The 26,995-nt window shown below is 73.7% G+C and carries 21 protein-coding genes; 12 read left to right on the top strand and 9 right to left on the bottom strand.

The window, feature by feature from the left end; all coding sequences use genetic code 11:
* Positions 1-58: 58 nt before the first annotated feature.
* Positions 59-1,429 carry a cystathionine beta-synthase gene (locus ACTWLT_RS05975; RefSeq protein WP_252419312.1) on the top strand — a complete coding sequence of 457 codons (1,371 nt, stop codon included), beginning with the start codon at positions 59-61 and terminating at the stop codon, positions 1,427-1,429.
* A gap of 57 nt (positions 1,430-1,486) precedes the next feature.
* On the opposite strand, the gene ACTWLT_RS05970 is transcribed toward ACTWLT_RS05975, so the two are convergent.
* The 5 genes from ACTWLT_RS05970 to ACTWLT_RS05950 form a co-directional block, all read right to left on the bottom strand.
* Positions 1,487-2,443: a S1C family serine protease gene (locus ACTWLT_RS05970; RefSeq protein WP_445317470.1), complete on the bottom strand. Its 957-nt coding sequence runs from the start codon at positions 2,441-2,443 to the stop codon at positions 1,487-1,489.
* 100 nt (positions 2,444-2,543) lie between these two features.
* Complete coding sequence (locus ACTWLT_RS05965) at positions 2,544-3,059, bottom strand: GNAT family N-acetyltransferase (protein WP_445317469.1); 516 nt, start codon at positions 3,057-3,059, stop codon at positions 2,544-2,546.
* Positions 3,056-3,985, bottom strand: coding sequence for a ribonuclease Z (locus ACTWLT_RS05960; protein ID WP_445317468.1), 930 nt, complete (start codon positions 3,983-3,985; stop codon positions 3,056-3,058). Before ACTWLT_RS05960 ends, ACTWLT_RS05965 begins: the two co-directional genes overlap by 4 nt.
* Before the next feature lie 394 nt (positions 3,986-4,379).
* Entirely contained in the window at positions 4,380-5,042 is a 663-nt protein-coding gene (msrA, locus tag ACTWLT_RS05955; protein ID WP_445317467.1) for a peptide-methionine (S)-S-oxide reductase MsrA, read from the bottom strand.
* Positions 5,043-5,115: 73 nt separating this feature from the next.
* Positions 5,116-5,544 carry an HIT family protein gene (locus tag ACTWLT_RS05950; RefSeq protein ID WP_445317466.1) on the bottom strand — a complete coding sequence of 143 codons (429 nt, stop codon included), beginning with the start codon at positions 5,542-5,544 and terminating at the stop codon, positions 5,116-5,118.
* Between the two features lie 67 nt (positions 5,545-5,611).
* Between ACTWLT_RS05950 and ACTWLT_RS05945 the strand changes: the two genes are divergently transcribed.
* The 4 genes from ACTWLT_RS05945 to ilvA are packed head-to-tail and all read left to right on the top strand — an operon-like array spanning position 5,612 to position 10,383.
* Complete coding sequence (locus ACTWLT_RS05945) at positions 5,612-6,754, top strand: cystathionine gamma-synthase (RefSeq protein WP_252419306.1); 1,143 nt, start codon at positions 5,612-5,614, stop codon at positions 6,752-6,754.
* A gap of 12 nt (positions 6,755-6,766) precedes the next feature.
* Positions 6,767-8,176 (top strand): amidase, encoded by a 1,410-nt coding sequence (locus ACTWLT_RS05940; RefSeq protein ID WP_252419305.1) that lies wholly within the window; start codon positions 6,767-6,769, stop codon positions 8,174-8,176.
* 45 nt (positions 8,177-8,221) lie between these two features.
* Positions 8,222-9,166 carry a DUF4328 domain-containing protein gene (locus tag ACTWLT_RS05935; RefSeq protein WP_445317465.1) on the top strand — a complete coding sequence of 315 codons (945 nt, stop codon included), beginning with the start codon at positions 8,222-8,224 and terminating at the stop codon, positions 9,164-9,166.
* On the top strand, positions 9,163-10,383 hold the full coding sequence (gene ilvA, locus ACTWLT_RS05930; RefSeq protein WP_445317464.1) for a threonine ammonia-lyase: 1,221 nt from the start codon (positions 9,163-9,165) through the stop codon (positions 10,381-10,383). Before ACTWLT_RS05935 ends, ilvA begins: the two co-directional genes overlap by 4 nt.
* 61 nt (positions 10,384-10,444) lie before the next feature.
* On the opposite strand, the gene greA is transcribed toward ilvA, so the two are convergent.
* Positions 10,445-10,942 carry a transcription elongation factor GreA gene (gene greA, locus ACTWLT_RS05925; protein WP_252419302.1) on the bottom strand — a complete coding sequence of 166 codons (498 nt, stop codon included), beginning with the start codon at positions 10,940-10,942 and terminating at the stop codon, positions 10,445-10,447.
* A 168-nt stretch (positions 10,943-11,110) separates the two neighbouring features.
* Entirely contained in the window at positions 11,111-11,551 is a 441-nt protein-coding gene (locus ACTWLT_RS05920) for a DUF4307 domain-containing protein (protein WP_445317639.1), read from the bottom strand.
* Between the two features lie 200 nt (positions 11,552-11,751).
* Between ACTWLT_RS05920 and mca the strand changes: the two genes are divergently transcribed.
* From mca to ACTWLT_RS05900, 4 genes are all read left to right on the top strand, one after another.
* Positions 11,752-12,633 carry a mycothiol conjugate amidase Mca gene (gene mca / locus ACTWLT_RS05915; RefSeq protein ID WP_445317463.1) on the top strand — a complete coding sequence of 294 codons (882 nt, stop codon included), beginning with the start codon at positions 11,752-11,754 and terminating at the stop codon, positions 12,631-12,633.
* 48 nt (positions 12,634-12,681) lie between these two features.
* Entirely contained in the window at positions 12,682-12,975 is a 294-nt protein-coding gene (locus ACTWLT_RS05910) for a hypothetical protein (RefSeq protein WP_252419300.1), read from the top strand.
* 179 nt (positions 12,976-13,154) lie between these two features.
* Positions 13,155-15,686, top strand: coding sequence for a putative bifunctional diguanylate cyclase/phosphodiesterase (locus ACTWLT_RS05905; RefSeq protein WP_445317462.1), 2,532 nt, complete (start codon positions 13,155-13,157; stop codon positions 15,684-15,686).
* Between the two features lie 130 nt (positions 15,687-15,816).
* Positions 15,817-16,704: a hypothetical protein gene (locus ACTWLT_RS05900; RefSeq protein ID WP_445317461.1), complete on the top strand. Its 888-nt coding sequence runs from the start codon at positions 15,817-15,819 to the stop codon at positions 16,702-16,704.
* 83 nt (positions 16,705-16,787) lie between these two features.
* On the opposite strand, the gene ACTWLT_RS05895 is transcribed toward ACTWLT_RS05900, so the two are convergent.
* Complete coding sequence (locus ACTWLT_RS05895) at positions 16,788-17,819, bottom strand: phosphatidylinositol-specific phospholipase C domain-containing protein (protein ID WP_445317460.1); 1,032 nt, start codon at positions 17,817-17,819, stop codon at positions 16,788-16,790.
* Positions 17,820-17,976: 157 nt separating this feature from the next.
* On the opposite strand from ACTWLT_RS05895, the gene ACTWLT_RS05890 reads away from it, so the two are divergent.
* From ACTWLT_RS05890 to purE, 3 genes are all read left to right on the top strand, one after another.
* On the top strand, positions 17,977-20,013 hold the full coding sequence (locus ACTWLT_RS05890; protein WP_445317459.1) for a thioredoxin domain-containing protein: 2,037 nt from the start codon (positions 17,977-17,979) through the stop codon (positions 20,011-20,013).
* A gap of 159 nt (positions 20,014-20,172) precedes the next feature.
* Positions 20,173-21,348 (top strand): 5-(carboxyamino)imidazole ribonucleotide synthase, encoded by a 1,176-nt coding sequence (locus tag ACTWLT_RS05885; RefSeq protein ID WP_445317458.1) that lies wholly within the window; start codon positions 20,173-20,175, stop codon positions 21,346-21,348.
* Positions 21,349-21,380: 32 nt separating this feature from the next.
* Positions 21,381-21,872 carry a 5-(carboxyamino)imidazole ribonucleotide mutase gene (gene purE, locus ACTWLT_RS05880; protein WP_445317457.1) on the top strand — a complete coding sequence of 164 codons (492 nt, stop codon included), beginning with the start codon at positions 21,381-21,383 and terminating at the stop codon, positions 21,870-21,872.
* Between the two features lie 136 nt (positions 21,873-22,008).
* Here the strand turns inward: purE and ACTWLT_RS05875 are convergent, their stop codons facing one another.
* Complete coding sequence (locus ACTWLT_RS05875; RefSeq protein ID WP_445317456.1) at positions 22,009-26,904, bottom strand: SCO7613 C-terminal domain-containing membrane protein; 4,896 nt, start codon at positions 26,902-26,904, stop codon at positions 22,009-22,011.
* Positions 26,905-26,995: the final 91 nt, after the last annotated feature.

The following is a 26,995-nucleotide window of genomic DNA, read 5'->3' as shown; positions in this document are numbered from 1 at the left end:
GGCGGCGAGGAAACGTCTGCCCGGCCGCCGTCGCCGGCGCCGCAACGAAGGGCACACCGTGCAGTACTACGACAACGTCGTCGACATGATCGGCAACACCCCGCTGGTACGTCTGCGTAACGTCACCGAGGGCATCCAGGCCACCGTGCTCGCCAAGGTCGAGTACGTCAACCCGGGCGGGTCGGTCAAGGACCGCATCGCGCTGCGGATGGTGGAGGACGCCGAGGCCGCCGGCCTGCTCAAGCCCGGCGGCACCATCGTCGAGCCGACCAGTGGCAACACCGGCGTCGGGCTGGCCCTGGTGGCCCAGCTCAAGGGCTACAAGTGTGTCTTCGTCTGCCCCGACAAGGTCAGCCAGGACAAGCAGGACGTGCTCCGGGCGTACGGCGCCGAGGTGGTGGTCTGCCCGACCGCGGTCGCGCCGGAGGACCCGCGCTCGTACTACAACGTCTCCGACCGCCTGACCCGGGAGATTCCCGGCGCCTGGAAGCCCAACCAGTACAGCAACCCGGCCAACCCGCGCTCGCACTACGAGACGACCGGCCCTGAGCTGTGGAAGCAGACCGAGGGCGGGATCACCCACTTCGTGGCGGGCGTCGGCACCGGCGGCACCATCTCCGGCATCGGCCGGTACCTCAAGGAGGCCTCCGACGGTCGGGTGCGGGTCGTCGGGGCCGACCCGGAGGGCTCGGTCTACTCCGGCGGCACCGGCCGGCCGTACCTGGTGGAGGGCGTCGGCGAGGACTTCTGGCCGGAGACGTACGACCAGGGTGTGGCCGACGAGATCGTCGAGGTCTCCGACAAGGCGTCCTTCGAGATGACCCGGCGGCTGGCCCGCGAGGAAGGGCTGCTGGTCGGTGGCTCCTGCGGGATGGCGGTGGTCGCCGCACTGGAGGTGGCCCGCCGTGCCGGCCCGGACGACGTGGTGGTCGTGCTGCTGCCCGACGGTGGCCGGGGCTACCTCTCGAAGATCTTCAACGACTCGTGGATGGCCCGGTACGGCTTCCTCGACAACTCGGGCACCGAGCCGACGGTGGCCGACGCGCTGTCCGGCAAGCCGGGCGGGCTGCCCGAGCTGGTGCACGTGCACCCGACCGAGACGGTCCGGGACGCCATCGACTACATGCGGGAGTACGGGGTCTCGCAGCTCCCGGTGCTCAAGGCCGAGCCGCCGGTGGTGACCGGCGAGGTGGCCGGCTCCATCGCCGAGCGCGACCTGCTCGACGCGCTCTTCACCGGCCAGGCCCACCTGCACGACACCATCGAGCGGCACATGGGTGACCCGCTGCCGATGATCGGTGGCGGTCAGCCGGTCAGCGAGGCCGTCGGCCTGCTGGAGAAGTCCGACGCCGCGCTGGTCCTCGTCGACGGCAAGCCCAAGGGCGTCCTCACCCGCCAGGACCTTCTGGCCCACCTCGGCGCCCGCTGACCCACCCTCCGCCCTCTCCCCGCCCCGGCTTCGGGGCGGGGAGAGGTGGGCGTGGGGTCAGCGGGTGAGTTCGGTGGGGACCGCCACGACGTCGACGAAGGCGCCCTTGCGGAGAACCGTGACCGGCAGGCGGGTGCCGATGGCGGGGCCGAGCATCAACCGCTGCAAGCCCTGGCCGTCGACCACCGGACGCCCGCCGGCGTTGAGGATGATGTCGCCCAGGTAGATCCCGGCCATGCCGGCCGGGCTGCCCGGCACCACCTCCACCACGCGCAGCCCACGTCGCTGGCCGGTACGCGCCGTCACCTCCGGCGGCAGTGGCACGGGTACGCCGGCCACGCCCAGCCAGGCGCGGCGGACCCGGCCTGCGTCGGTCAGCTCGGCGATGATCTGCCGGGTGGTGGCGTTGATCGGCACCGCCAGGCCCAGCCCGTAGCCGGCGACGGCGGTGTTCACGCCGATCACCCGTCCGGCGGAGTCGGCCAGCGCGCCGCCGGAGTTGCCCGGGTTGAGGGCGGCGTCGGTCTGGATGACATCCTCGATGAGTCGGGTGACCCGCCCGTCCCGGGCGGGCAGGGAGCGGCCGAGCCCGGAGACCACGCCGGCGGTGACGGAACCGGCCAGCCCCATCGGGTTGCCGACGGCCACGACCAACTGCCCGATCCGTAGCGCGTCGGCGTCGCCCAGCTCCACCGGTGGCACGGTGGTCTCGTCGACCCGCAGCACGGCGAGGTCGGAGAGCGGGTCGGTGCCGACGACCCGGAACGGAGTCTCGGTGCCGTCGGCGAACGCCGCCGAGCCGCCGGCAGCGCCCTGGACCACGTGTGCGCTGGTCAGCAGCAGGCCGTCGGTGCCCACGGTGACGGCGGAGCCGGCGCCGGCCCCGCGCGGGGTCCGCACCGACAGGGCGGCCACGCTGGGCAGCACCCGGGCCGCCACGGTCGTGACCACCCGGGAGTACGCGTCCAGCGCGGCTTCCTCGGCCGGGTCGGACCTGGTGTGATCGGTGTCCATGCAGCCGGCAACGCCGCCCGTCGCCCCGGCATGCCCCGATCCGCCGACAGCGAACATCAGCCGACGTCGTGGTGACGAGGACCCCGGTACGGCTCGACGCTCACCCGGTCAGGGGACGGGTATAGCGGAGTTGGGGGACGGTGGTGGGGCCGAGGTGCTCGTCCCGTTCCGCGCCGGTGGGGGTCCAGCCGCCGCGCTCGTAGAAGGCACGGCCGTGGGCGTTGTCCCGGAGCACCCAGAGCGCCGCACGCTGCCAGCCCCGGGCACGCATGGCGTCCAGCGCGTCGACCATGAGCGTGCGGCCGACGCCCCGGCCCTGCTCGGCCGGGTCCAGGTGGATCGCGTTGAGCAGCCCGGTCGCCGGGTCGTCCTCGTCGTCCGGGCCGAGATAGCTGAACCCGACCAGCGTCCCCGCGCGCTCGGCCACGGTCAGCCGGTGGGTGTCCCGCTCCCAGCGCCACCGCTCGGTCCAGTACCGGCCCATCGCCTCCGGTGTGGGGTCCGCCAGCGCCTCCGGCGGAAGGAACGACGAGTACGCGGCGACCCGGGACCGCTGGTGCAGGGCACCCACGCCCATCAGGTCGTCACCGGTTGCGGGGCGGAGCGTGACGGTCACCCGGCCGAGGCTACCCGGCGGGGCGGGACCTGCACGGTGGTCAGGTCCTCGGCGATGATCAGGTCGCCGTCGAAGTGGGCACGCGCCTCGTCGTGGAAGCGGCGCGGGTCGCCGTACCGCTGGGAGAAGTGGGTGAGCACCAGCCGGCGTACCCCGGACTCGGTCGCCACCCGGGCCGCCTGCCCCGCGGTCAGGTGGCCGACCTCGGCGGCGAGGGCGGCCTCCGACTCCAGGAAGGTCGACTCGATGACCAGGAGGTCGGCGTGCTCGGCGAGGGCGTACACGCCGTCGCAGAGGCCGGTGTCCATCACGAAGGCGAACCGCTGCCCCGGTCGGGGCGCGCTGACCTCGTCCCGGGTGACGCGCCGCCCGTCGAAATCCAGGTGCCCGGCCCGGATCAGCTCGCCGACGGCCGGCCCGGCGATGCCGTACACGGCCAGCATCTCCGAAAGCATCCGCCAGCCGTCCGGCTCGACCAGGCGGTAGCCGTACGTCTCGATGGGGTGCCGCAGCCGGCGGGCCTCCAGCGTGCCGCAGCCCAGGCTGATCCGCTGCCCGTCGGCCTCGATCGGTTCGACCCGCAACTCGGCGGTCTCGTAGAAGGAGGTGGCGTGCCGCAGGCGGGCGAAGTATTCGGCGCCGCCGGCCGGGAAGTGCACGGCGACCGGGTGCGGCACCCGGTCCAGGGAGAGCCGCTGGATGGTGCCGGGCAGGCCGAGGCAGTGGTCGCCGTGGAAGTGGGTGACGCAGATCCGGGTCAGGTCGCTGGCGGTGACCGTGGTGTGCAGGAACTGGCGCTGGGTGCCCTCACCGGGGTCGAAGAGGATCACCTCGTCGTCCCAGCGCAGCACGTACCCGTTGTGGTTGCGCTGCCGGGTCGGGGCCTGGCTGGCCGTCCCGAGCACCACCAGCTCGCGCATCGACACGGTGCTTCCCTCCGGCTGAGCTGACCGGCCGGCCCTGCCGGTGGATAAAGCGACCCCCGGGGTTCTCCACGCTTGCGCGCGGGCCGGCTGGACTGGGCCGGCGCCCCGGGGGTCGGGTGGCTGCCTTGGATTCGCCGCACCGCTGCCACACGGTCTCGACGTTGTTGCTTGTGCCCACCTGGCGGTGGACCGTTCACTGTCGAGGACAGCGGCTAGCGGACAGCCACCTCACGAGTCCGATTGCTATACAAGTCTGGACCACCTCCTTTCACGTGTACCGCCACGCTATCCAGTCCCCGCGGGGCTCGGCAACGGATTTCGATCACATGGCCGGACGGGAATGCCCGGCCGCCTTCCGGCGGCCGGGCATCGAGGTGGTGCGGGTGGGATGTCGTCAGCCGGCGGTACGGGCCACACCGACCGGGCAGCTCAGCCCGTTCGGGCCGTGGTTGCAGTAGCCGTTCGGGTTCTTTGTCGGGGCCAGGTACTGCTGGTGGTAGTCCTCGGCGAAGTAGTAGCTGCCGAGCGGGGCGATCTCCGTGGTGATCTCACCCTTGCCGGCCCGCGACACGATCGGCTGGAACGCGTCCCGGGACGACTCCGCGATGGCCCGCTGCTCGTCGGTGGTGGTGTAGATCGCCGACCGGTACTGGGTGCCCACGTCGTTGCCCTGGCGCATGCCCTGGGTCGGGTCGTGGTTCTCCCAGAAGACCTTCAACAGGTCCTCGTAAGTGATCTTGCTCGGGTCGTAGACCACCTGGACGACCTCGGCGTGCCCCGTACGGCCGGAACACGTCTCCTCGTACGTGGGGTTCCGGGTGATGCCACCCGCGTAGCCGGCAGAGGTGGTGAACACCCCGGGCAGCGTCCAGAACAGCCGCTCGGCGCCCCAGAAGCAGCCCATACCGAAGACGGCGACCTGGAGGCCCTCCGGGTAGGGGCCCTTCAGCGGGGTGCCCAGCACCTCGTGACGGTCGGCGACCGGCATCGCGATCAGGCGGCCCGGCAGGGCCTGGTCGGGGGTGGGCAGCTCAGCCTTGGACTGGCGAAGGAACACGGTGGAACTCCTCTCGTACCTCTGCCGCATGCAACGCCGGCGGGCACTGGTTCCTTACCCGCCTCACCAGGAGTCAGGCGGTCGGCGGGGGCGCCAGCGCGTCGGCGACCCGTACCGCGAGGTCCCGGGCGTCCTGGTCGCTGGCGTAGCGGCTACGCGGCCAGAAGAACCCGCGCAGCCCGTCCCCCTTGGTGCGGGGCACCACATGGGTGTGCAGGTGCGGCACCGACTGGGACACCTTGTTGTTCATCGCCACGAACGTCCCACCGGCCCCCAGACCGGCCTCCACGGCGACGGCCAGCCGCTGGACCAGCGCGAAGTAGCCCGGCAGCAGGTCGGCCGGCAACTCGGCCAGGGTCACCACGTGAGGCCGGGGCACCACCAGCAGGTGCCCCGGGAAGACCGGTCGGGTGTCCAGGAAGGCCACCCCGTCCGGCTCGTCGGCCACCCGGAACGCCGGCACCTCGCCGGCCACGATCGCACAGAAGACGCACCCGCTCATCGGCCCAGGCTATGCCTGCTGCCCGGCACCGCCGCGAATCGTCGAGCGGGGCACTAGCCTGACCAGAATGAACCACGGCTTCGAGACGCTCGCCATCCACGCCGGTCAGGACCCCGAGGCCCGCACCGGCGCGGTGATCCCACCGATCTACCAGACCAGCACGTACGCCCAGGACGCCGTCGGGGCGCCCCGGCTCGGCTACGAGTACAGCCGCTCCGGCAACCCGACCCGTGACGCGCTCCAGGAGTGCCTGGCCGCGCTGGAGGGCGGGCCGGTCGGGCTCGCCTTCGCCAGCGGTCTGGCCGCCGAGGACACCCTGCTGAGGGCCGTCTGCCAGCCGGGTGACCACGTGGTCATCCCCGACGACGCGTACGGCGGCACGTACCGGCTCTTCGCCCGGGTCGCCCAGCGCTGGGGCCTGGAGTTCACCCCGGCCAAGGTCTCCGACCCGGCCGCGATCCGGGCAGCCGTGCAGCCCGGGCGTACGAAGATCGTCTGGGTGGAGACGCCGACGAACCCGCTGCTCGGCATCGCCGACATCGCCGCCCTGGCCGGCGTCGCGCACGAGGCCGGCGCACTGCTGGTGGTCGACAACACCTTCGCCTCGCCGTACCTGCAGCAACCGATCGCGCACGGCGCGGACGTGGTCGTGCACTCCACCACCAAGTACATCGGCGGCCACTCCGACGTGGTGGGCGGCGCGCTGGTCGTCGCCGACGCCTCGCTCGGCGAGGAGTTGCGCTACCACCAGAACGCGATGGGCGCGATCAACGGCCCGTTCGACGCCTGGCTCACGCTGCGGGGCATCAAGACCCTCGGGGTACGGATGGACCGGCACTGCGACAACGCCGAGCGGCTCGCCGCGTACCTGGACGGGCACGCCAAGGTGGCCCAGGTGATCTACCCCGGGCTGCCCTCCCACCCTGGTCACGAGGTGGCCGCCAAGCAGATGCGCCGCTTCGGCGGCATGATCTCCTTCCGCGCGGCCGGCGGCGAGGACCACGCGGTGGAGATCTGCAACCGGACGAAGCTCTTCGTTCTCGCGGAGTCGCTGGGCGGGGTGGAGTCCCTGATCGAGCACCCGGGCCGGATGACACACGCAAGTGCTGCCGGCTCGCCGCTTGAAGTTCCCGGCGATCTCGTGCGACTGTCTGTCGGCATCGAGACGGTCGACGACCTGCTCGCCGATCTGGAGCAGGCACTGGGCTGACCGCTGGGGAGGATGGCCGTGCAGGACATCATGGCGACCTGGGTCGGGGCGACCGCCAAGCAGATCGCCCGGGGCGTACGCCGGGGCGATGTCTCGGCCACACAGGTCGTCGCCGACCACCTCGAATACATCGCCCGGACCGACGGCGAGCTGGCCGCGTTCCGCGCCGTACGCGGCGGCGAGGCGATCACCGAGGCGGAGAAGGTCGACGAACAGGAGGACCTGGCGAACCTCCCGCTGGCCGGGGTGCCGGTGGCGGTGAAGGAGAACACGCCGGTCGCCGGCCTGCCCACCTGGAACGGGTCGGCGGCCGTACGCACCGGCATCGCCGAGGCCGATCACGAGGTGGTCCGACGGCTGCGCGGCGCCGGCGCGGTGATCCTCGGGGTGACCCGCATGCCCGAGCTGGGTCTGTGGGGGCTCACCGACGACGACAGCGGGGTGACCCGCAACCCGTGGGACAGCACGCGTACCCCCGGCGGCTCCTCCGGCGGCGCGGCCGCCGCGGTGGCCGCCGGGCTGGTGCCGATCGCCCACGGCAACGACGGCCTCGGCTCGATCCGGATCCCGGCGGCCTGCTGCGGCCTGGTCGGGCTCAAGCCCGGCCGGGGCGTGGTCCCCTGCCAGCTCGGCGCGGACGACTGGTTCGGCCTGACCGAGCACGGCATGTTGACCAGCACGGTGGCCGACGCTGCCGTCGGCTTCTCGGTGCTCGCCGGTCGGCGGCCGGAGAAGCTGGTCCCGCCGCAGCGGCTACGGGTGGGCGTCTCGCTGCGCTCCCCGGTGCGCGGTGTCTCCCCGGACGCGCCCAACCGGGACGCCGTCGCCGCCGCCGGGCGGCTGCTCGCCGCCGCCGGGCACGACACCGTGCCGGCCGATCCGGTCTACCCCACCGCGCTCGGCCTCCAGGGCATCGCCACCTGGTTCGCCGCCGCCGCCATGGACGTCCGGGCCGCCGGGCTGAACCGGCGCGACCTGCAACGGCGTAGCCGGCGGCACGTCGCACTGGGCGAGTGGGCGCAGCGCCGCGGCTACGTCCGGGAGGCCGACCGGGCCGCCTGGCGGGAGCGGTCGATCGGTTTCTTCACCGACCACTCCGTCGACCTGCTGCTGACGCCCGCGCTGGCCAGCGCGCCGCCGGAGGCCGCACGCTGGTCCGACCGGTCCTGGCGGGCGAACATGACAGCCAACATCCGGTACGCCCCGTACGCGGCGCCGTGGAACATCGCCGGTCTGCCGGCGATCGTGGTGCCGGTGGGCCGCCGACCCGACGGGCTTCCGGTCGCCGTGCAGCTCGTCGGTCCGCCCGGCTCGGAGCTGCTGCTGCTCGGCGTGGCCGGTCAGTTCGAGATGGCCGCCCCGTGGTCGCGGCACGCCCCCGGCTATCCCCGGGTCGGAACGGGGTCGCCGGCCGCTGCATGATCGTCTACGGTGTGCGCGCATCGTCGCGCGGACCGGGGGACACCAATGCGCTGCCAGACCTGCGGGGACCCCACGTCCCCCGAGCACAACGACTGCCCGCGCTGCCACACGCCGCTGGGCCAGCCCGCCGTCACGCCAGGGCTGCCGACCTACTCCGTACGCGGCATCGGCCTGGCCGCCAGCATCGCGGTCGGCGCGACCGCTGTGCTCTTCCTGGTGATGGCGCTCGCCCCGCTGCTGGGGATGGTGATGGGCCAGCAGGCCCTGGCCGACCGTGACCCGGATCTGCTGCTCGGCGCGCTGATCGTCACCGTCGTGGTGGCGCTGCCGATGGTGGTGGCGTACCTGATCGCCGCCGTACTGGTGATCATCTGGACCTGGCGGGCGCGGAAGAACACCGACGCGTTCCCGGGTGCCCTGCCGTCGCTCGGGGCCGGCTGGGCGATCGCCGGCTGGCTGGTGCCGTTCGCGAGCTTCGTCGTCCCGGCCCGCGTGGTGGGCAACGTGGCGCGCGACAGTCTCTGGCGGCGACGCACCCCGGGTCTGGTCTTCGTCTGGTGGACCGCCTGGCTGGTGTTCAGCATCGGTGAGCGGATCGTCAGCCGCCTCGACAGCCAGGCGTACGACAAGCTGCCGGAGACCCCCTTCACCGACGCCGCTTACCAGGCGCACATCGACTACTACCGCGACTCCCTGCTGCGCTACTCGGTGCCCGCGGTGGCCTGCGTGGTCGCCGCGGTGGCGCTGATCGTGCTGATCCAGCGGATCTCCACGGAGCAGACGGCACGTATCGCCCGCGCCGCACCGGCCTGGCCGACCCCCCCTCCTGTCTGGCCGGCTGGCCAGGGCTGGCCGGCGGCACAGGACCTGCCGACGTTCCCCGCCCCGGGCGCGCCGGTGCCGGCCGGACCCGCGCCGAGCGCGGTGCCCGCGACGACCCCGGTGTCGCCGCAGGGGGCGACCGGGCCGGGTGGCACGATCGGGGCATGACGGAACTGGTCGGTCTCGACGACGTGCGGGCCGCGCGGGAGCTACTCGCCGGAGTCATCCGGACCACCCCGCTGGAGCCCTCCCGGCCGCTGAGTGCGGCACTCGGCGGGCCGACGTGGCTGAAGTGCGAGAACGTGCAGCGGGCCGGCTCGTACAAGGTGCGCGGCGCGTACGTGCGGATCTCCCGGCTGTCGGCGGCCGAGCGGGAGCGCGGCGTGGTCGCGGCGAGCGCGGGCAACCACGCGCAGGGCGTGGCGCTGGCCGCCGGGCTGGTCGGCACGCACGCCACGGTCTTCATGCCGGTCAACGCGCCGCTGCCGAAGGTGGCCGCCACCAAGGGGTACGGCGCGCAGGTCGAGCTGGCCGGCAACACGGTCGACGAGGCGCTGGTGGCCGCGCAGACGTACGCCGAGCGCACCGGGGCGGTGCTGATCCACCCGTTCGACCACCCGGACGTGATCGCCGGCCAGGGCACCGTGGCGCTGGAGATCCTCGAACAGTGCCCGGACGTGCGGACCATCATCACCGGCGTGGGTGGCGGCGGTCTGATCTCGGGCATGGCGGTGGCCGCCAAGGCGCTCCGACCGGACATCCGCATCATCGGTGTGCAGGCGTCCGGCGCGGCGGCCTTCCCGCCCTCACTGGTGGCCGGGGAACCGGTGCGGCTGCCCGCCTTCTCCACCATCGCGGACGGCATCGCGGTGGGCCGGCCCGGCGAGATCACCTTCAACCACGTCCGCAAGCTGGTCGACGAGATCGTCACGGTCTCCGAGGAGGACATCTCCCGGGCCCTGCTGATGCTGCTGGAGCGGGGCAAGCAGGTGGTCGAGCCGGCCGGCGCGGTCGGCGTGGCCGCGCTGCTGGCCGGTGTGGTGGAGGTGGAGGCCCCGGTCGTCGCGGTGCTCTCCGGCGGCAACATCGACCCGCTGCTCCTGCTGCGGGTGATCGAGCACGGTCTGGCCGCCGCGGGTCGCTACCTGCGGGTGACGGTGCGCTGCTCGGACCGGCCGGGCCAGCTCGCCTCGCTGCTCAGCCAGATCGCCGAGCACCGGGCCAACGTGGTGGACGTGGAGCACCAGCGGGCCAACCCGCACCTGAGCCTCGGCGAGGTGGAGGTGGCGCTGTCGGTGGAGACCCGGGGAGTGGAGCACTCCGACACGCTGATCAGCGCGCTGCGGGCCAGCGGTTACCAGGTGGTCTTCGCCGCCGAGGCGTGACACCACTGGGTGCCACACCCCGACGGCGGTACGCCTCGGCGGACCGTGCCCTGGGGGAGGGTCAGCCGGAGAACGGCTCGAAGCTGACCACGGTCACCTTGATGTCGGCGCCGCTCGGCGCCGTGTAGGTGCAGGTCTGCCCGGGCCGACCGCCCAGGATCGCCTTGCCGAGCGCCGACTCGGGGCTGTAGACGGTCAGCTCGGTCGTGGACGCGATCTCCCGGGAGCCGAGCAGGAAGGTCTCGGTGTCCTCGGTGTCGTCGTCGAAGTAGATCGTCACCACCATGCCGGGCGACACCGCGTCCGTCGTCGGCGCCTCGCCGACCTTGGCAGTGCGCAGCAGCTCCTGCAGGTAGCGGATGCGTCCCTCGGCCTTGCCCTGCTCCTCGCGGGCGGCGTGGTAGCCGCCGTTCTCACGCAGGTCGCCCTCCTCGCGCCGCGCGTTGATCTCCGCAGCGATCGCCGGGCGGTTGGCGATGTGCTCGTCGAGCTCGGCCTGGAGGCGGTCGTACGCGTCCTGGGACAGCCAGGTGGCGGGCGCCTCGTTGCCAGTGGACACAGGCGGTCTCCTCAGTTGTGCGTGGCTGGCTGACAGGTGAACTACCAAACTACCAGTGCGGTACGACACAGCGTGTCGGCGATCACCGCTGGTGTGCGCTTTCGACACCGCCGGCAAGGGCCCGCCGGGGACCCCTCCGGCGGGCTGCCGAGGCGCTCTCTCGGCTGGTCAGGCCGGGGGCCGGCAGCGCAGCACCTCGCCGATGAACGGGCGTGCGGTGGTGGCCAGGCGGTGCCGGGTGGTGACGTGCCGGTCGCCCGGCCCGGCGGTCACCGTGACCTCCTCGCGGGCCACCTCGGCGCCGGCGCGGTCCCGGGCGCGCAGCACGCAGACCGCCGATCCGCCCGGCGGCACGGTCACCCGGAAGTCGACCAGCACCTGACTGTCCGTGATGTCGGTGTAGGTGATCACCTGGGCGTCGTACGCCGGGTCGCCGTACTGCTGGTAGAGCCGGACCGAGATCAGGCTCAGCGCCGCCACCAGGGCCAGCAGCACCAGCGCGGCCAGCAGCGTGCGGCGGCGGCCGCCGCCGGGCGCTCGGCGGCGACCGTAGCGGCCGGCCGGAAAAACCGGAGCGCCCGGGGAAATTGTGGCGTGCGTCTCGGTCACCGGCGGGTATCTCCTGGCGTTGTTGTCGGCGGCATCGGCAAGAATGACAGAGTCCATCCTCCCAGCCCGGCTCGCCGGCAGGAATGGCAGGTCGGGCCCCCGTGGCGCCGACCGGCGACGGGGTGGGGAGGGTCCCGGCAGGTCAGCCGGTCGAGCCCGGTCGGGGTCCACCCGTCCGGCACAGACGAGGAGCGCCGACGTTGGCAGAGCAACTGCGTCTCATGGCCGTGCACGCGCACCCCGACGACGAGTCGAGCAAGGGTGCCGCGACCATGGCCAAATACGTCGCCCAGGGGGTGGACGTCCTGGTCGTGACGTGCACCGGCGGGGAGCGCGGCAGTGTGCTCAACCCCAAGCTCGACCGTCCCGACGTGTGGGCCAACATCGGCGAGATCCGACGCGCCGAGATGGACGCCGCCCGGGCGATCCTCGGCGTCGAGCAGGCCTGGCTCGGCTTCGTCGACTCGGGGCTGCCCGAGGGCGACCCGCTGCCCCCGCTGCCCGAGGGCTGCTTCGCCCTCCAGGACGTCGAGGTGGCGGCCGGGCCGCTGGTGCGGCTGATGCGCGAGTTCCGTCCGCACGTCGTGACCACGTACGACGAGGAGGGCGGTTACCCGCACCCCGACCACATCATGTGCCACAAGGTGAGCGTGGCCGCCTTCGAGGCCGCTGGCGACCCGGAGCGCTACCCGGAGCTGGGTGCCCCGTGGCAGCCGCTGAAGCTCTACTACGACATCGGCTTCTCCAAGGCCAAGATCACGGCCCTGCACGAGGGCATGCTCGCCGCCGGCCTCGAGTCGCCCTACGAGGAGTGGCTCAAGCGCTGGGAGGACCGGCCGGACAAGGGCCCCCGGATCACCACCCGGGTGGAGTGCGCCGACTACTTCTCGGTCCGCGACGACGCGCTGCGCGCCCACGCCACCCAGGTCGACCCGGACGGTTTCTGGTTCCACGTTCCGATGGAGCTCCAGCAGCGGGCCTGGCCGACCGAGGACTTCGAGCTGGCCCGTTCGATGGTGGACAGCCCGTTGCCCGAGTCCGACCTCTTCGCGGGCGTGCGGGAGACGGCGCACGCGCGCTGATTCCGCCCAGCGCTACGCTGGTAACCAACCGCACATCGGAGGAACACCATGCTGACCGCTGCCGAGGTGCTCGCGGAGAACAACTTCGGGGACACCCGCACGGGTGGCCTGGCCGGGCCGATGGGCCTCTTCCTCATCCTGCTGCTGGCTACCGCGACCATCCTGCTGATCCGCAACATGAACGCCCGGCTGCGCCGGCTGCCCGACCGGTTCCCGCAGCAGGCCTCCCCGACCGACCCGACCAGGGCCGACGTGGCAGTCGCCGATCCGACAGACGGGACCGGAGGGCGCGATTCATCCACGCCCGCTCCCAACGGGCACCAGCAGCACCGGAACGGGTAGTCCGCGCATGATTCACGCCGAACCGGGTGGTCGACCCCTGTTGCGACCACCCGGTTTGGCTTAGCCTTCCGCCGGGGGGACCAAAAGTCCCCGAGCCGTGCGCGGAAGGGGGCGCCGATGATCGTCACAGCACCGGCTGCCCGCCGCGCCGTCGGTCGGTCGGCTGACGGAGGAGGTCCATGACCTCCGGCCCCGCCGGCGACTCGTTCGACCGGCTCGGGGTGCGCGGCACGCCTTCCCGGCTGCTCGTGCTCACCGCCGCGGTGACACTGACCGCTCTGATCGCCGCCGGGGTCGGGTTGACCCTGCCGGATGGGCTGCCCGCCGACGACCCGCTCGGCGGTCCGGCCCGCTTCGGCATCGCCGTCGCCGTCCTCGCCGTCGCCCAGTTCGCCCGACTGCGGTTCCGCTCCGGCGCCGGCATGGTCAGCATCACCTGGGGTGAGGCGGCTCTGATCATCTGCCTCTACCTGGCGCCCGCCGGCTGGCTGCCGGCGGCCACCCTGCTCGGCGCCGGGCTGGCCTGGACGGTTCTCTCCCTGCACAACGACCGCCGCCCGGTGCTGGAGATCGTCCGGATCGCCGCGTCGCTGGCCTCCGCGTCGGCACTGGCCGTGTCCGTGACCAGCGCGCTCGGGCAGCCACTGCTGGCCGCGCCCACGCCGATGCTGGCGATGGCCGTGATCGCCGGTTCGGTGACCTACCTCCTGGTGACCGCCTGGCTGGGTGGGGTGACGCTGGGCCTGCGGCACGGCGTACCGATCGGGCCGCCCCTGCTCGCCGCCCTGCGCGGCAAGCTGCTGATGTTCGTGGGCAACCTGGCGGTCGGGCTGGTGGTGGTCACGCTGCTGGAGCTCGACCCGCGGTGGTTGCTGCTGCTCCCGCCGCTGCTGTGGCTGCTCCAGCAGACCTACCGCTACCGGTTGCGGGCCGACCAGGAACGCCGGACGTGGCGGGCGTTCGCCGAGGCCACCGCGGCCCTCAACCAGCTCGACGAGCGGGGCGTGGCCAGCGCGGCGGTGACCGGCGCGCTGACGCTGTTCAACGCCGAGCTGGTGGACGTCGACGTGGCCCGGGCCGACGGTCGGTGGCAGCGCTACCGGGGTGACGCCGGTGGCCAGCTCGTCGACCGCGAAATCGACCCGCCGCTTCCGTCGGAGTCCGATGAGCACGAGCTGATCCGTCCACTGTCGGTGGGCGCCGCGCCGGTCGGTCAGCTGCGGGTCCGGTTCCCCCGCTCCGCTCCGCCCGCCACCAGGGAACGCGACGCCGTGGCCGCGTTCGGCGACGCGCTCGCGGCCGCGCTGCACGACGCCGCGACCCACCGCGAGCTGCGTCTGGTCACCGCCCGCTCGTCGTACGAGGCGGTGCACGATCCGCTCACCGGGCTGGCCAACCGGGCCGCCATGCTCGGCAAGGGCGATCAGTCGCTGCGGCAGCTCGCGCACGATCACCCGGTGGCGCTGCTGCTGCTGGACATCAACCAGTTCAAGGAAGTCAACGACACCCTCGGGCACGCCGCCGGCGACCAGCTGCTGCGGTTGACGGCGAACCGGCTCAGCGCGTTGGCCCGCCCCGGTGACCTGCTCGGCCGGCTCGGTGGCGACGAGTTCGCGCTGCTGCTCACCTCCGTCCCGGTGCTCGGTGACCGGGCCGCCCCGATGGCCCACGCGCTGCGCCAGGCCCGCGAGATCGCCGAGCGGCTCGCCGCGCCGACCGAGGTGGCGGGCGTCCGCATGTCCATCGAGGTCTCCGTCGGGGTGGTGGTGGCCGACGCCGGCACCGCCGACCTGACCGAGCTGCTGCGCCGGGCCGACATCGCGATGTACCAGGCCAAGGAGGGCGGCGGCAGCGTCGCCGCGTACGACGGCGCCCGGGACGCGGCCAGCACCGATCAGCTCGCCCTGCTGGCCGAGCTGCGCGAGGCGCTGGAGGTCGACGACCAGCTGGTCCTGGCGTTGCAGCCGGCGGTCGACCTGGCCACCGGCGCGGCAACCGGGGTGGAGGCGCTGATCCGCTGGCGGCACCCCCGCCGTGGCTGGCTGGGCCCCGCCGACTTCATCCGCCCCGTGGAGAACAGCGAGCAGCTCGGCGCGTTCACGCGTTACGTGCTGGACAAGGCCCTCGGCGTGGCCGCCGGCTGGGCCCGGGAGGGGCTGGACGTCCCGATCTCGGTCAACCTGTCGGCGCGCAGCCTGCTCGACCCGCGGCTGCCGGCGGAGATCGGCGACGCGCTGCGCCGGCACCAGGTGCCACCGCACCGGCTGGTCCTGGAGATCACCGAGACGGTGGTGATGAGCGAGCTGGAGGTCATCGACGAGGTGCTGGCGACGCTCCGGTCGATGGGCGTGCAGCTCGCGGTCGACGACTTCGGCACCGGCTTCTCCTCGCTGACGTTCCTCACCCGGATCGCCGTGGACGAGTTGAAGGTGGACCGCTCGTTCGTGATCCGGATGGCCGACTCGCCGGAGGCGGCGGCGATCGTACGGACCACCGTGGGCCTCGCGCACGAGCTGGGGCTGCGCGTGGTGGCCGAGGGGGTGGAGACCGCCGAGCAGCGGATCGCCCTCGCGGAGCTGGGCTGCACCTCCGCGCAGGGCTACCACTTCTTCAAGCCGATGCCGGCCGACAAGATCGGCGCGGTGCTCGGGTCGCTGCGTGACTCGGCCGAATCGAACGTCTTCCGGCTCCGCGCCGACGGCGCCTCGTGACGACCGGGGCGACCCGCTGATCGGTTTCGGACGGGGCGGTCAATCGTCCGCCGACCTCCTAGAGTCGATTGAGCTGGGCCAGATGTGTCGATCTCCCCGGCGGGCCATGTTCACCTGTCGAAGGGGCAGCATGCGACTCTCCCGGAAACGTTCCCTCCTCGCCACAGCCCTCACGCTGACCACCGTGGCGATCGGCGCGCTGGCCGTCGCCACCCCGGCGCAGGCGAAGGCGCCACAGTCCGCCTCGCTGGTGGTCACCGGTGACGCGGACGACCCGGTCACCGAGGGCCGGAGCTACTCGTTCGCCACGGCGGACGGGGACGGCTTCAACGTCTGGGGCACGGCCAACCACCTCACCGTCCAGGTCTTCGACCCGCCCGCCGGCCCGTGGACGATCGACCTGAGCGCGCCGGTCGGTCAGCCGCTGACCGTGGGCACCTACACCGGCGCGACCGAGTACCTCTACGAAAGCCCGCTCCCCGGCATCGCCCTGAGCGGCAACGACAGGATCTGCCCGTACGGGCAGACCGGCTCCTTCACGGTCACCGACATCTCCTGGGGCCCGTACGGCTACCTGGAGCGGTTCGACGCCACGTTCGAGCAGCGCTGCAACTACAGCACGGGCTCCGCCCGCGGTGAGGTGCACGTCGCCAACCCGCCGGCGCCGCCGGTGCTCGCCGTCGGCGTGGAGGTGGCCACCACGGGCACGATCGACACCCGGACCGACGAGGTGACGGTGCACGGCACGGTGACCTGCGCCGCGCCGGCCACGGTCTACGTGGAGGGTCAGGTCGCGCAGGCGCGGCACGGGCAGCGCGCGGTGGGCCTGGTCCGGGCGGAGGTGGCGTGCACGCCCGGCGAGCCGATCGCCTGGACGTCGGCGACACCCTCGTTCAGCGCCACCCCGTTCCGGCGGGGTGACGTTGAGGTGTCCGCCAACGCCAGCTCCTACGACACCACGTACGACGTCTTCGTCAGCGACGCCGACTCCGCCACGGTCCCGCTGAGCAAGGGCTGAGCCGGGTCCGGCCCGGGCCGCGAGGCCCGGGCCGGATGCTCCCGTCGGTGACCGGCGGCGTGGCCCGCCGGGTAGGGGGTTGGTCAGCCGCGCGGTAGCACGGTGGGAACGACCGTCGGCAGGGCCGCCCAGTCGGCGGAGGCGATGGTGGCGTGGTGGGCGGCCAGCTCGGCGACGCGGGCGTGGGCGGCGTCCGGGTCCGTAGACGGCACCGCCGGCGGGACGTTCTGCGCGTCGGTCATCACCAGGAGATAGCGGTTCGCGGCGTACCAGGCGGTGTCGATGCCGCCCGTCAGGTAGGCGGTGGCATCGCCGTCGAAGAGCACGAACCACGGCCGCAGCGCGGCATCGGCGTAGCGCGAGCGGGGGTCGCCGGCCTGCGCCCGGTGCACCGCGGGGAACGCCCGGGCCCGGTCCAGAGTGCCGGCCGCCGCCAGCCCGGCGAGGTGGCGGGCGTACTCGACGTCGGTCCAGAGCACGTCGGTCGGGTTGCCCTCCTCCACCGTGCCGGGGATCAGCTCGACGATCACCTTGCCGGCCAGCTGGGCCCGGCTCGGCCATGCGTCGGCGCGGGCGGCCGCGTCCAGGCTGGCGTGACCGCCGCGCAACTGGGCCGGGGTGAACACGCGATCACCGAGCCGGGCGGCGAGCAGGGCGTCCAGTTCCACCGGCCCCTGTCCGGTCCGGCTGCTGAACCCCGTCTTCAGCTCCAACTTCAGGATCAGCGGCCCCGCGTCCGGGTGGGCCGCCGACCAGAGCCGGATGTTGTCCAGGCAGTGCTCCAGGTTCCGGTTGCGGGTGCCGGTGTAGAGCTGGGCGGCGCTGGTGGCGGCCACGCAGTTGTTGTCGTTGCCCAACGGGTTGCTGTGGCTGACCCGCCACTGCCGGGTGAGCACGTCCGGCCAGACGTCCAGCTCGATCAGCCCGGGTCGGGCGTCCAGCGCCTGCGCCAGGTAGGTGTAGGTGCCCTTCTCGTACGCGTTGTGCGTGCCGACACCGGTGCTCGCGGACATCTTCAGGTTGGGGTCCGCGGCGGCCCGGGCCGTTGTGGGGCCGAACAGGACCGCGGCCAGCGCGGTGGCGGTGAGGGCGAGCAGGGCCGGCGTTCTGCGCATGTGGTGCCTCCTGGTCGACGGGGGTGGCGTCGGCCACCCCGGACATGCACAGATCTAAATGGACGGACGTGAACTGTGGGGAGCCTGGCGGTACCGGGCAGTTGACCGTCCGGGCGGAGCCCGCGCGGTTCGCGCCGGGGCTGGCTATGGTCGTCGGGTGAACCGACTCGCCACCGCCACCAGTCCGTACCTGCTCCAGCACGCCGACAACCCCGTCGACTGGTGGCCCTGGTGCGACGAGGCGTTCGCCGAGGCGAAGCGGCGGGACGTGCCGGTGCTCATCTCGGTCGGTTACGCCGCGTGTCACTGGTGCCACGTGATGGCGCACGAGTCGTTCGAGAACGAGCACGTCGGCGCCCTGCTGAACGACGACTTCGTGTCGATCAAGGTGGACCGCGAGGAGCGTCCGGACGTCGACGCGGTCTACATGACCGCCACGCAGGCGATGACCGGTCAGGGCGGCTGGCCGATGACCGTCTTCGCCACCCCGGACGGCACCCCGTTCTTCTGCGGCACCTACTTCCCGCGGGCCAACTTCGTCCGGTTGCTCCAGTCGGTCGCCACCGCCTGGCGGGACCAGCGCGAGGAGGTGCTGCGCCAGGGCAGCGCGGTGGTCGAGGCGATCGGCGGCGCCCAGGCCGTGGGCGGCCCGAGCGCGCCGCTGGACGCCCCGCTGCTCGACACCGCGGCCGCCACTCTGGCCAGCGAGTACGACGCGACGAACGGCGGGTTCGGTGGCGCTCCGAAGTTCCCGCCGCACATGAACCTGCTCTTCCTGCTGCGCCACCACCAGCGCACCGGTGACCCGCGCAGCCTGGAGATCGTCCGGCACACGGCCGAGGCGATGGCCCGTGGCGGCATCTACGACCAGCTCGCCGGCGGTTTCGCGCGGTACTCGGTGGACGCGCACTGGACGGTGCCGCACTTCGAGAAGATGCTCTACGACAACGCCCTGCTGCTCCGGGTCTACACCCAGCTCTGGCGGCTGACCGGCGACCCGCTGGCCCGTCGGGTGGCCCGGGACACCGCCAGGTTCCTCGCCGACGAGCTGCACCGGCCCGGGGACGGGTTCGCGTCCGCGCTGGACGCCGACACGGAGGGCGTCGAGGGGCTCACCTACGCCTGGACGCCGGCCCAGCTCGTCGAGGTGCTGGGCGAGGAGGACGGCCGCTGGGCCGCCGACCTGTTCGCCGTGACCAAGGAGGGCACCTTCGAGCACGGCATGAGCGTGCTGCGGCTCGCCCGGGACGTCGACGACGTGGCACCCGAGATCCGGGTCCGCTGGCAACAGGTGGTGGGACGGCTGCTCGCCGCCCGGGACTCTCGTCCCCAGCCGGCCCGTGACGACAAGGTGGTGGCGGCCTGGAACGGGCTGGCGATCACCGCCATCGCCGAGTTCCAGCAGGTCGCCGCGCTGTACGCGTCGCCGCAGGACGAGGACGCCAACCTGATGGAGGGCGTCGTCATCGTCGCCGACGGCGCGATGCGCGACACCGCCGAGCACCTGGCCTCGGTGCACCTGGTGGACGGCCGGCTGCGTCGGGTCTCCCGGGGCGGTGTGGTCGGTGCGCCGGCGGGCGTGCTGGAGGACTACGGCAGCGTGGCCGAGGCGTTCTGTGCCCTGCACCAGCTCACCGGCGAGGGCCGCTGGCTCACCCTGGCCGGCGGGCTGCTGGACACCGCGCTGGAGCACTTCGCGGCACCGGGCGGCGCCTTCTACGACACCGCCGACGACGCGGAGCGGCTGGTCACCCGCCCGGCCGACCCGACCGACAACGCCACCCCGTCCGGCCGGTCCGCGCTGGTCGCCGGGCTGGTGGCGTACGCGGCGCTGACCGGGGAGACGCGCTACCGGGAGGCCGCCGAGACGGCGCTCGGCACCGTCGCGCCGATCGTCGGGCGGCACGCCCGGTTCACCGGGTACGCGGCCACGGTCGGCGAGGCGTTGCTCTCCGGGCCGTACGAGATCGCCGTGGCGACCGACGACCCGGCCGGCGACCCGCTGGTGTCGGCTGCCCGTCGGCACGCCCCGCCCGGGGCGGTGGTCGTGGCCGGGCGCCCGGACCAACCCGGTGTGCCGCTGCTCGCCGACCGGCCGCTGGTCGACGGCCGGCCCGCCGCGTACGTCTGCCGGGGCTTCGTCTGCCAGCGCCCGGTCACCTCGGTCGAGGAACTGGTCGCCGAGCTCGGCTGAGCGCCCCGCCGGTCGACCGGGACGGTTGCCCGGTGTAGTGCCCGGGAGGGTGCCCGCACCCGCCTCGGGGCGGCGCACCGGCACCCTCCGGACGGGGCGGCGGCAGAGCCCAGGCCCTCCCGGTGGCCGTGTCGGCGGCCCGGATAGGCTGGCCGCGCTATGGATTCCCGTACCGGTCTGCCCGTTGTCGGAATGGTGGGCGGCGGCCAGCTGGCCCGGATGACTCACCAGGCCGCGATCGCCCTCGGCCAGTCACTGCGTGTGCTCGCAGCCGCCCCCGACGACGGCGCGGCACTGGTCGCCGCCGACGTCCAGTACGGCGACCACACCGACCTCGCCGCCCTGCGCACCTTCGCCAAGGGCTGCGACGTGGTCACCTTCGACCACGAGCACGTGCCCACCGAGCACATCCGCACGCTGGCGGCCGAAGGCGTCACCCTGTACCCGCCGGCGGACGCCCTGCTGCACGCCCAGGACAAGCAGGTCATGCGGGAACGCCTGACCGAGCTGGGCGCGCCCAACCCGGCGTGGCGGCCGGTCGGCGAGCCTGCCGACCTGGTCGGCTTCGGGGAGCAGGTCGGCTGGCCGGTGGTGCTCAAGGCGGCCCGGGGCGGCTACGACGGCCGGGGAGTCTGGCCGGTCGACGACGCCACCCAGGCCGCCGAGCTGGCACAGACGCTGCTCGCCGGCGGCACGCGGCTGATCGTCGAGGAGCGGGTGCCGCTGCTCCGGGAGCTGGCCGTGCAGGTGGCCCGCTCGCCGTTCGGTCAGGTGGCCGCGTACCCGGTGGTCGAGACGGTGCAGCGGGACGGCATCAACGTGGAGGTGCTCGCCCCGGCGCCCGGCCTGGACGAGGAGCTGGCGGTCGCCGCCCAGCAGCTCGCCATCGACCTGGCCACCGCGCTCGGCGTGATCGGCCTGCTCGCCGTGGAACTCTTCGAGGTGCGTGACGCGGCCGGCCGCCCGGCGATCGTGGTCAACGAGCTGGCGATGCGACCGCACAACTCCGGGCACTGGACCATCGAGGGGTCCCGAACCTCCCAGTTCGAGCAGCACCTGCGGGCGGTCCTGGACTACCCGATGGGCGACACCGCGCTGGCCGCCCCGGTCGTGGTCATGGCGAACGTCCTTGGCGGCGAGCCGGGCGGGATGTCGATCGACGAGCGGCTGCACCACCTGTTCGCCGCCGAACCGGGGGCGAAGGTGCACCTCTACGGCAAGCAGGTGCGACCCGGCCGCAAGATCGGGCACGTCACGGTGCTCGGGGACGACCTGGACGACGTACGGGCGCGTGCCGCGCGTGCCGCCCGCTGGCTGCGCGAGGGGCACGAGTGAGCCCCGCGGTCGCGAACGAAGAGGGGACCGCGGTGACCACCGTCGGGCTGATCATGGGCAGCGACTCGGACTGGCCGACGATGCGGGCCGCCGCCGAGGTGCTGGACGACTTCGGGGTGCCGTACGAGGTCCGCGTGATCTCGGCGCACCGCACCCCGATCGCGATGATCGACTACGGTCGCGACGCCGCCGAACGGGGCCTCAAGGTCATCATCGCGGGTGCCGGCGGTGCGGCCGCCCTGCCGGGCATGGTCGCCTCGGTGACCCCGCTGCCGGTGATCGGCGTGCCGGTGCCGCTGAAGCACCTTGACGGCATGGATTCGCTGCTGTCCATCGTGCAGATGCCGGCCGGGATCCCGGTGGCCACCGTGTCGATCGGCAACGCCCGCAACGCCGGCCTGCTGGCCGTGCGCATCCTCGGGGTCGCCGACGAGCACCTGCGCGCCCGGATGGCGACGTACCAGCAGGACCTGGAACAGCTCATCACCACCAAGGACGCCGCCCTCCAGGCCACCCTGCGCTAAACCGGCACCGCAGCCACCGCACGAACCCGGCCCCCTCACCGCAGCCGACGTACGAACCCGGCCCCCTCACCGCAGCCACCGCACGAACCCGGCACCCTCACCGTGCCCACCCACCCACGCCCCACGACCCTCCGCTTCATCTCATGCCGCGTAGCGCGGTCTGGAGGCGTTCCTGGGCGCGGCGGCGGCGTTCGTTGCTGGCGCCGAGGATCAGCAGCAGGATGCCGACCGGGATCAGCGCCAGCCACGGGCCGAGGCTGAACAGCGCGTGGATCGCGGCGATGGCGGTGACCGACGCGCCGACGATCACCGGTGCCTGCTGTCGGCTGGACGAGCCGAAGATCAGCACCGCCACCGCGCCGAGCAGCAGCAGCATCTGCCGCAGCGTGCTGGATTCGGTGGCCAGCACGATGGCCAGGGTCGGCACGAACGCGGCGACCAGCGCCGGCCCGTACGCCACCCAGCTGCTCATGTCCGGCCGGTGCCGCAGCTCGAGGACCCCGACGAGCAGGGCCAGTGCGGCGAACGGCAGGGTGTACGCCTCGGGCAGCGCCACGTCGGCGACCCGCATGAGGATCCACCAGGCGGTGATCTCGCAGACCACCACCGCCCAGAAGAGGATCCGGCGCTCTACCGGCCGCCGACCGGGTCGGGTCGCCGCCACGCCGAGGACCGCGCCCCAGGCGGCCAGCAGGGCGGCGATGTGCCGGGGCGAGTCGAAGGCGAGGGCGAGGGCGATCAGTGCCGCCGCGTACCCGCTCCACTCCACGGTCGAGGCCTCACGTTGTGCTTCGGGCCGTCGCAGGCGGGGCAGGGTCGCGGCGAACACCTGTAGGGCCGCCCCGACCGCGAGCACCCCGAACGCGGACCAGACGGCGGCCAGGCCGGCGACCAGACCGGCGGTGAGCACGAAGAGCTGCGCCATCAGCGACGCGAAGAGCCAGCCGAGGATGCGCGCCCGCTGGGTGGTGCCGTAGAGCGCGGCCACGGCACCCACGCCGACCGCGCTGCCGAGGGTGAACAGGGTCATGTCCCGCGTGGCGAGGCTGCCGGCCAGCCCGGCGCTGCCGGCCGCCAAACCGATGACGAACACCAGCACCCGGGCCAGCCGTAGCGAGCGGGCCGGCTCGACCAGCGGCGGCGGCGGGGTCAGCGCGAGGCCGAGCATCGCGATGGTGAAGACGGAGAGCGCGGCGACGGTGCTCGCCGGCCAGCCCCTGCCCAGCGCGATGGGCGCGATCAGCAGCGTGACGGCGGCGCCGGGCAGCACCACCGGAACGGCGCGGGACCGTCGGCCGCCGCTGAAGCCGGTGGCGGCCAGCGCCGCGGTCGCGGTGAGCAGCAGCGCGGTCAGCACGTGGGTCGGGTCGACCACGTCCGGGGGTGGGGTGAGCAGCTCTGGTGGCGGTCCCTGCCAGATGCGGGTCAACGTGCGGTGCGGCTCGACCAGTGCGGTGACCAGGGCGGGTGCGATCGAGGCGAGCGCCAGGGCGGTCGGCAGGGCCGCCGCGGCCAGTGCGCCGGCGGACGGGCTGACCCGCCACCGCCGCCGGTCCGGGTCGTCCGGCAGACGACGCATGGCGCCGCTGAGCAGCACCGCCCAGCGGCGTACCGGTTGGGCCGAGCCGGTCGGCGGCACGGTGGCGGCCCGGATCAGCTCGGCGAGTACGCCGAGCAGCGCGGCGGCGGCCGCGTAGACCCCGGCGGCGAGGTTGGTGGGGATGGCGGCGAGCGCGCTGATGGTGGCCCCGCCGACCACGGCCACGCTGACCCAGGGCAGGTACTGCGGCACCTGCCGGCGGACCGCCGCCACGGCGGCCAGGCCGAGGCTGGACGCGGCCAGGGCGGCGGTCAGCACCACCTGGGCCGAGTGCTGGAACTCGGCGGCCAGTGCCGCCACCGAGCCGGGGAGGGCGAGCAGCGCGGCGCCGGCCGCCGCTCCGCCGATCTGTGCCAGGTGTGGTGGCATCCCCTCGGTCTCGATGTCGGTCACCTGTGGCCCCGCCAGTACGCGGGCCAGCGTGGCCACCACCACGCCGATCAGCGCGATGCTGCCCAGCGCCAGCGCGGTGGTCCAGGGTCGGACCAGGCCGGCGCCGGCCGCGTGCAGCGCCACCACCCCGGCCACGGTGGCCCGCGACAGCCCGGCCCGGGCCTCCTCCGTGGCGACCGCGGCCATCCCGAAGACGGTGGCGACCATCCCGCCGATCAGGACCGGCGACCACCAGGGCAGGTCGAACGCGGCCGGTGCGCCGATCGTGGCGAGCACCACGGCGGCGCCGGACACGTCCCACCGCCAGGGCGGCGGGAGCAGGATGCCGGCGGCGACGGCCAGCAGCGCCAGCGCGATCGGGGCCTGCCAGGTGGCGCCTCCGGTGGGCGCGGCCGGCCAGCCGGTCAGGTCGCCGTCCCAGATCGGGCCGGGGGTGGCCAGCACGCCCAGCCCGCCGCGCAGCGCCGTCCAGCCGGCGAGCACGCCGATCAGGAGGCCGCCGACGGTGATGCCGAGGATCGGCCCGCGCCGCCACTCCTCGGGCATGGCGCGGGCACCCACGGCGACGACCAGCACCAGGCCGGCCGCCACCGCCAACTGCCCGCCCGGGGTGAGCACCGCGGCGATCCGGACCAGCGTGGCGATCAGGGCCGTGGTCACCGCTGCGGCGGCGAGGTCGGAGCCGTCGAGGGTGAGGTCGGAGCGGCGCCCGGCGTCGATCGAGGGGGCCAGGAAGAGCAGCACCGCGGCGACCAGCAGCAGTGCGCCGACCCAGGCGTCCGCGACGGTCGCCCCGGGTGCGCCGAAGGCGGCGGCGGTGACCACCAGCGCGCCCAGACCGGTGCCGACCGACAGCGGTGCCGGGATGCGCCGCTGGGAGACCTGCACCACGGCGGCGTAGCCGAGGGTCACGCAGACGGCGAGGAAGCTCGCCGCCAGCACCGGGACGGTCACCTCGCGGAGGCTGGTCGGGGTGGGGGTCGGGTCGGTCGGCACGGTGGCGGCCACGAACGCGGCGACCGCCCCGGGCAGCGCGAAGGCGGCGCCCCCGGCGGCCCACGCGGTGACCGTGTCGGAGGCGGCGGAGGCGATCCGGACCCGGGGTGCCAGCGCGACCAGCGCGCCGGCCGCGAAGAGGGTGAGCAGGACGGCGGCGGTGAGCGTCGGGCCGACCAGGCTGGCACCCGCACCGAACAGGCCCACCACGGCCGCCCCGACGCCGTGCGCCAGCGCGGCCCGGCTGGTCCGCGCGGAGAGGCCGATCACGCCGATGCCGACCGCGGTGAGCACCATCGGCCAGGGTGCCACCGCCCAGCCGAGACCGAACGAGGCCGGGACGGCCAGCGCGGTCAGCGCCGCCCCGGCGACCGCGAACTCGCGGCGGATCTCCGGCGGCAGGGCCAGCACCGCGGCGATGGTGAGCAGGAACGCGGCGGCGGCGAGCTGCCAGGTGGTGGGGCCGACCGCGGCGGCCAGCTCGGCCTGGTAGCGGTCGAGGTCGGCCCCCCAGGCGGGCAGTGCCGCCCGGACCGGGGCCACCCCGGCACGCAGTGCGCCCCCGGCGACCACCAGCCCGCTGACGGTGAGCGCCACCGCCGAGGCGACCTGCGGGCCGCGCCGGGCGGCCTCGGGGACCGCGCGTACCGCCAGCCCGGTCACCGTGATGACCGCCGCGATCAGCAGCAACGACCGGCCGGGCAGGGCGACCGAGGCGATCCGGCCGAGTGCGCCGATCACGGCCAGGGTGAAGATGCCGGCCGCGACGTCGGGCAGTGGGGGACGGCGCAGCACCAGGGCGCCGGCCAGCCCGACCGCGGCGGCCAGCAGCAGCACGGCTCCGGCGCCGGTCGCCGCCGGCACGGTCTGGGCCCGGAGCAGGGCGGTGACCGCGTACGCCAGGGCGACGGCGACGGCCACCGCGTGCAGCGCCCAGATCAGCTCGCGCAGGCCGGGCACCGGGCGGACCGGTCTGGTGTCGGCGGTCCCGGTGCCGGCGTCGACCACCTCGGCGGCCTCCTCCGGGTCGGCCTCGGGTCGGCTCTCGGCGCTGCGTTGGCGGGGTGCCGGGGGTGTGCCGGGCTCCGGCAGGTCCTGCCGGACGGGCCGCTCCAGGGCCACTCCGGTGCGGGTCAGCCACAGGTCGACGAGGGCGACCAGGGTCAGCACCACGGCCCAACCGGCCGGCCCGGTGATCCGCTCGTACGCGAGCAGCGGCAGGACCGGCTGCGCGGCCAGCACGGTGGCGAACCGGGGTGTGCGCAGACCCGTCCAGCGGGCGTACCCGAACGCGACGGCGGCGGTGACCGCGAAGATCACCCCGGCGAATACCGCGCCGGAGGCGCCGCCGTTGCCGATCCGGTCGACGGCCCAGAGGGCGTTTCCAGCCAGCGGCACCAGCAGCAGGCCGACCGCGGAGATCGTCTCGGCGGTCGAGGTCAGCCCGCGTCGGGCCAGCGCCGGTGGGGCGAGCAGCATCAGGACGGTGGCGAGGACCAGGATGCCGAGCCGGGCCAGCGCGTCCATCGAGCTGGTCGCCACGGCGGCGAAGACCACCGCGGCCACGCCGAGCAGCAGCGCGCCGAGCCCGAGGGGGATGTTCTGCACCTCACGGGAGGACGCCTCCGGCGGGTGCTCCGGGTCGTCGGCGTCCAGCCAGGACGGCCGGGGCGGGGGCGGCGGAGGGTCCTCCGGGGCGGGCGGGGTGTTCTGGCGGGGCACCCGGGGCGGTGCGCCGGTGGTGGCGGTCGGTGGCCGGCGGCCGGGACGACGGCGCAGGACCCGGCGTGGCCGGGTGGCCTGCTTGAGTCGTTCCTCACCGGCGTGCGCGAGGATGTCGCGCTGGAAGAGCGCGGCCTGCATCTTGGCGGCGATCTGCCGCTGTTCGCGGGCGATGGCGGCGTCGCGCGCCTTCATCTCCGCGATCGAGCGCTCGATGTCCGCCAGGTGCTCGACCCACTGAGGCTGATCCGCCCCGCAGTGCGGGCAGCGGACGGCCGGCTTGATCTCCCGGCCGCACGAGGAGCACTGAAAGGTCGCCACGACACCCCTCCACCCGCACTGTGGACATCCACTGTCGCAGCATGCCCAAAGCTGGCGCGGATTACGACACTTGTCGGCGGGTCCGGGGCAA

This window comes from Micromonospora yongxingensis, from assembly GCF_052601155.1.
This window is presented reverse-complemented; position numbering and strand designations above follow the sequence as displayed.

What these genes read in the sequence shown, in the direction of transcription:
- ACTWLT_RS05885 (WP_445317458.1), top strand. Translation starts at nt 20,173, where the DNA reads ATGGATTCCCGTACCGGTCTGCCCGTTGTCGGAATGGTGGGCGGCGGC.
- ACTWLT_RS05905 (WP_445317462.1), top strand. Translation starts at nt 13,155, where the DNA reads ATGACCTCCGGCCCCGCCGGCGACTCGTTCGACCGGCTCGGGGTGCGC.
- ACTWLT_RS05895 (WP_445317460.1), bottom strand. Translation starts at nt 17,819, where the DNA reads ATGCGCAGAACGCCGGCCCTGCTCGCCCTCACCGCCACCGCGCTGGCC.
- ACTWLT_RS05900 (WP_445317461.1), top strand. Translation starts at nt 15,817, where the DNA reads ATGCGACTCTCCCGGAAACGTTCCCTCCTCGCCACAGCCCTCACGCTG.
- ACTWLT_RS05935 (WP_445317465.1), top strand. Translation starts at nt 8,222, where the DNA reads ATGCGCTGCCAGACCTGCGGGGACCCCACGTCCCCCGAGCACAACGAC.
- ACTWLT_RS05940 (WP_252419305.1), top strand. Translation starts at nt 6,767, where the DNA reads ATGGCCGTGCAGGACATCATGGCGACCTGGGTCGGGGCGACCGCCAAG.
- ACTWLT_RS05950 (WP_445317466.1), bottom strand. Translation starts at nt 5,544, where the DNA reads ATGAGCGGGTGCGTCTTCTGTGCGATCGTGGCCGGCGAGGTGCCGGCG.
- ACTWLT_RS05970 (WP_445317470.1), bottom strand. Translation starts at nt 2,443, where the DNA reads ATGGACACCGATCACACCAGGTCCGACCCGGCCGAGGAAGCCGCGCTG.
- ACTWLT_RS05910 (WP_252419300.1), top strand. Translation starts at nt 12,682, where the DNA reads ATGCTGACCGCTGCCGAGGTGCTCGCGGAGAACAACTTCGGGGACACC.
- ACTWLT_RS05945 (WP_252419306.1), top strand. Translation starts at nt 5,612, where the DNA reads ATGAACCACGGCTTCGAGACGCTCGCCATCCACGCCGGTCAGGACCCC.
- ilvA (WP_445317464.1), top strand. Translation starts at nt 9,163, where the DNA reads ATGACGGAACTGGTCGGTCTCGACGACGTGCGGGCCGCGCGGGAGCTA.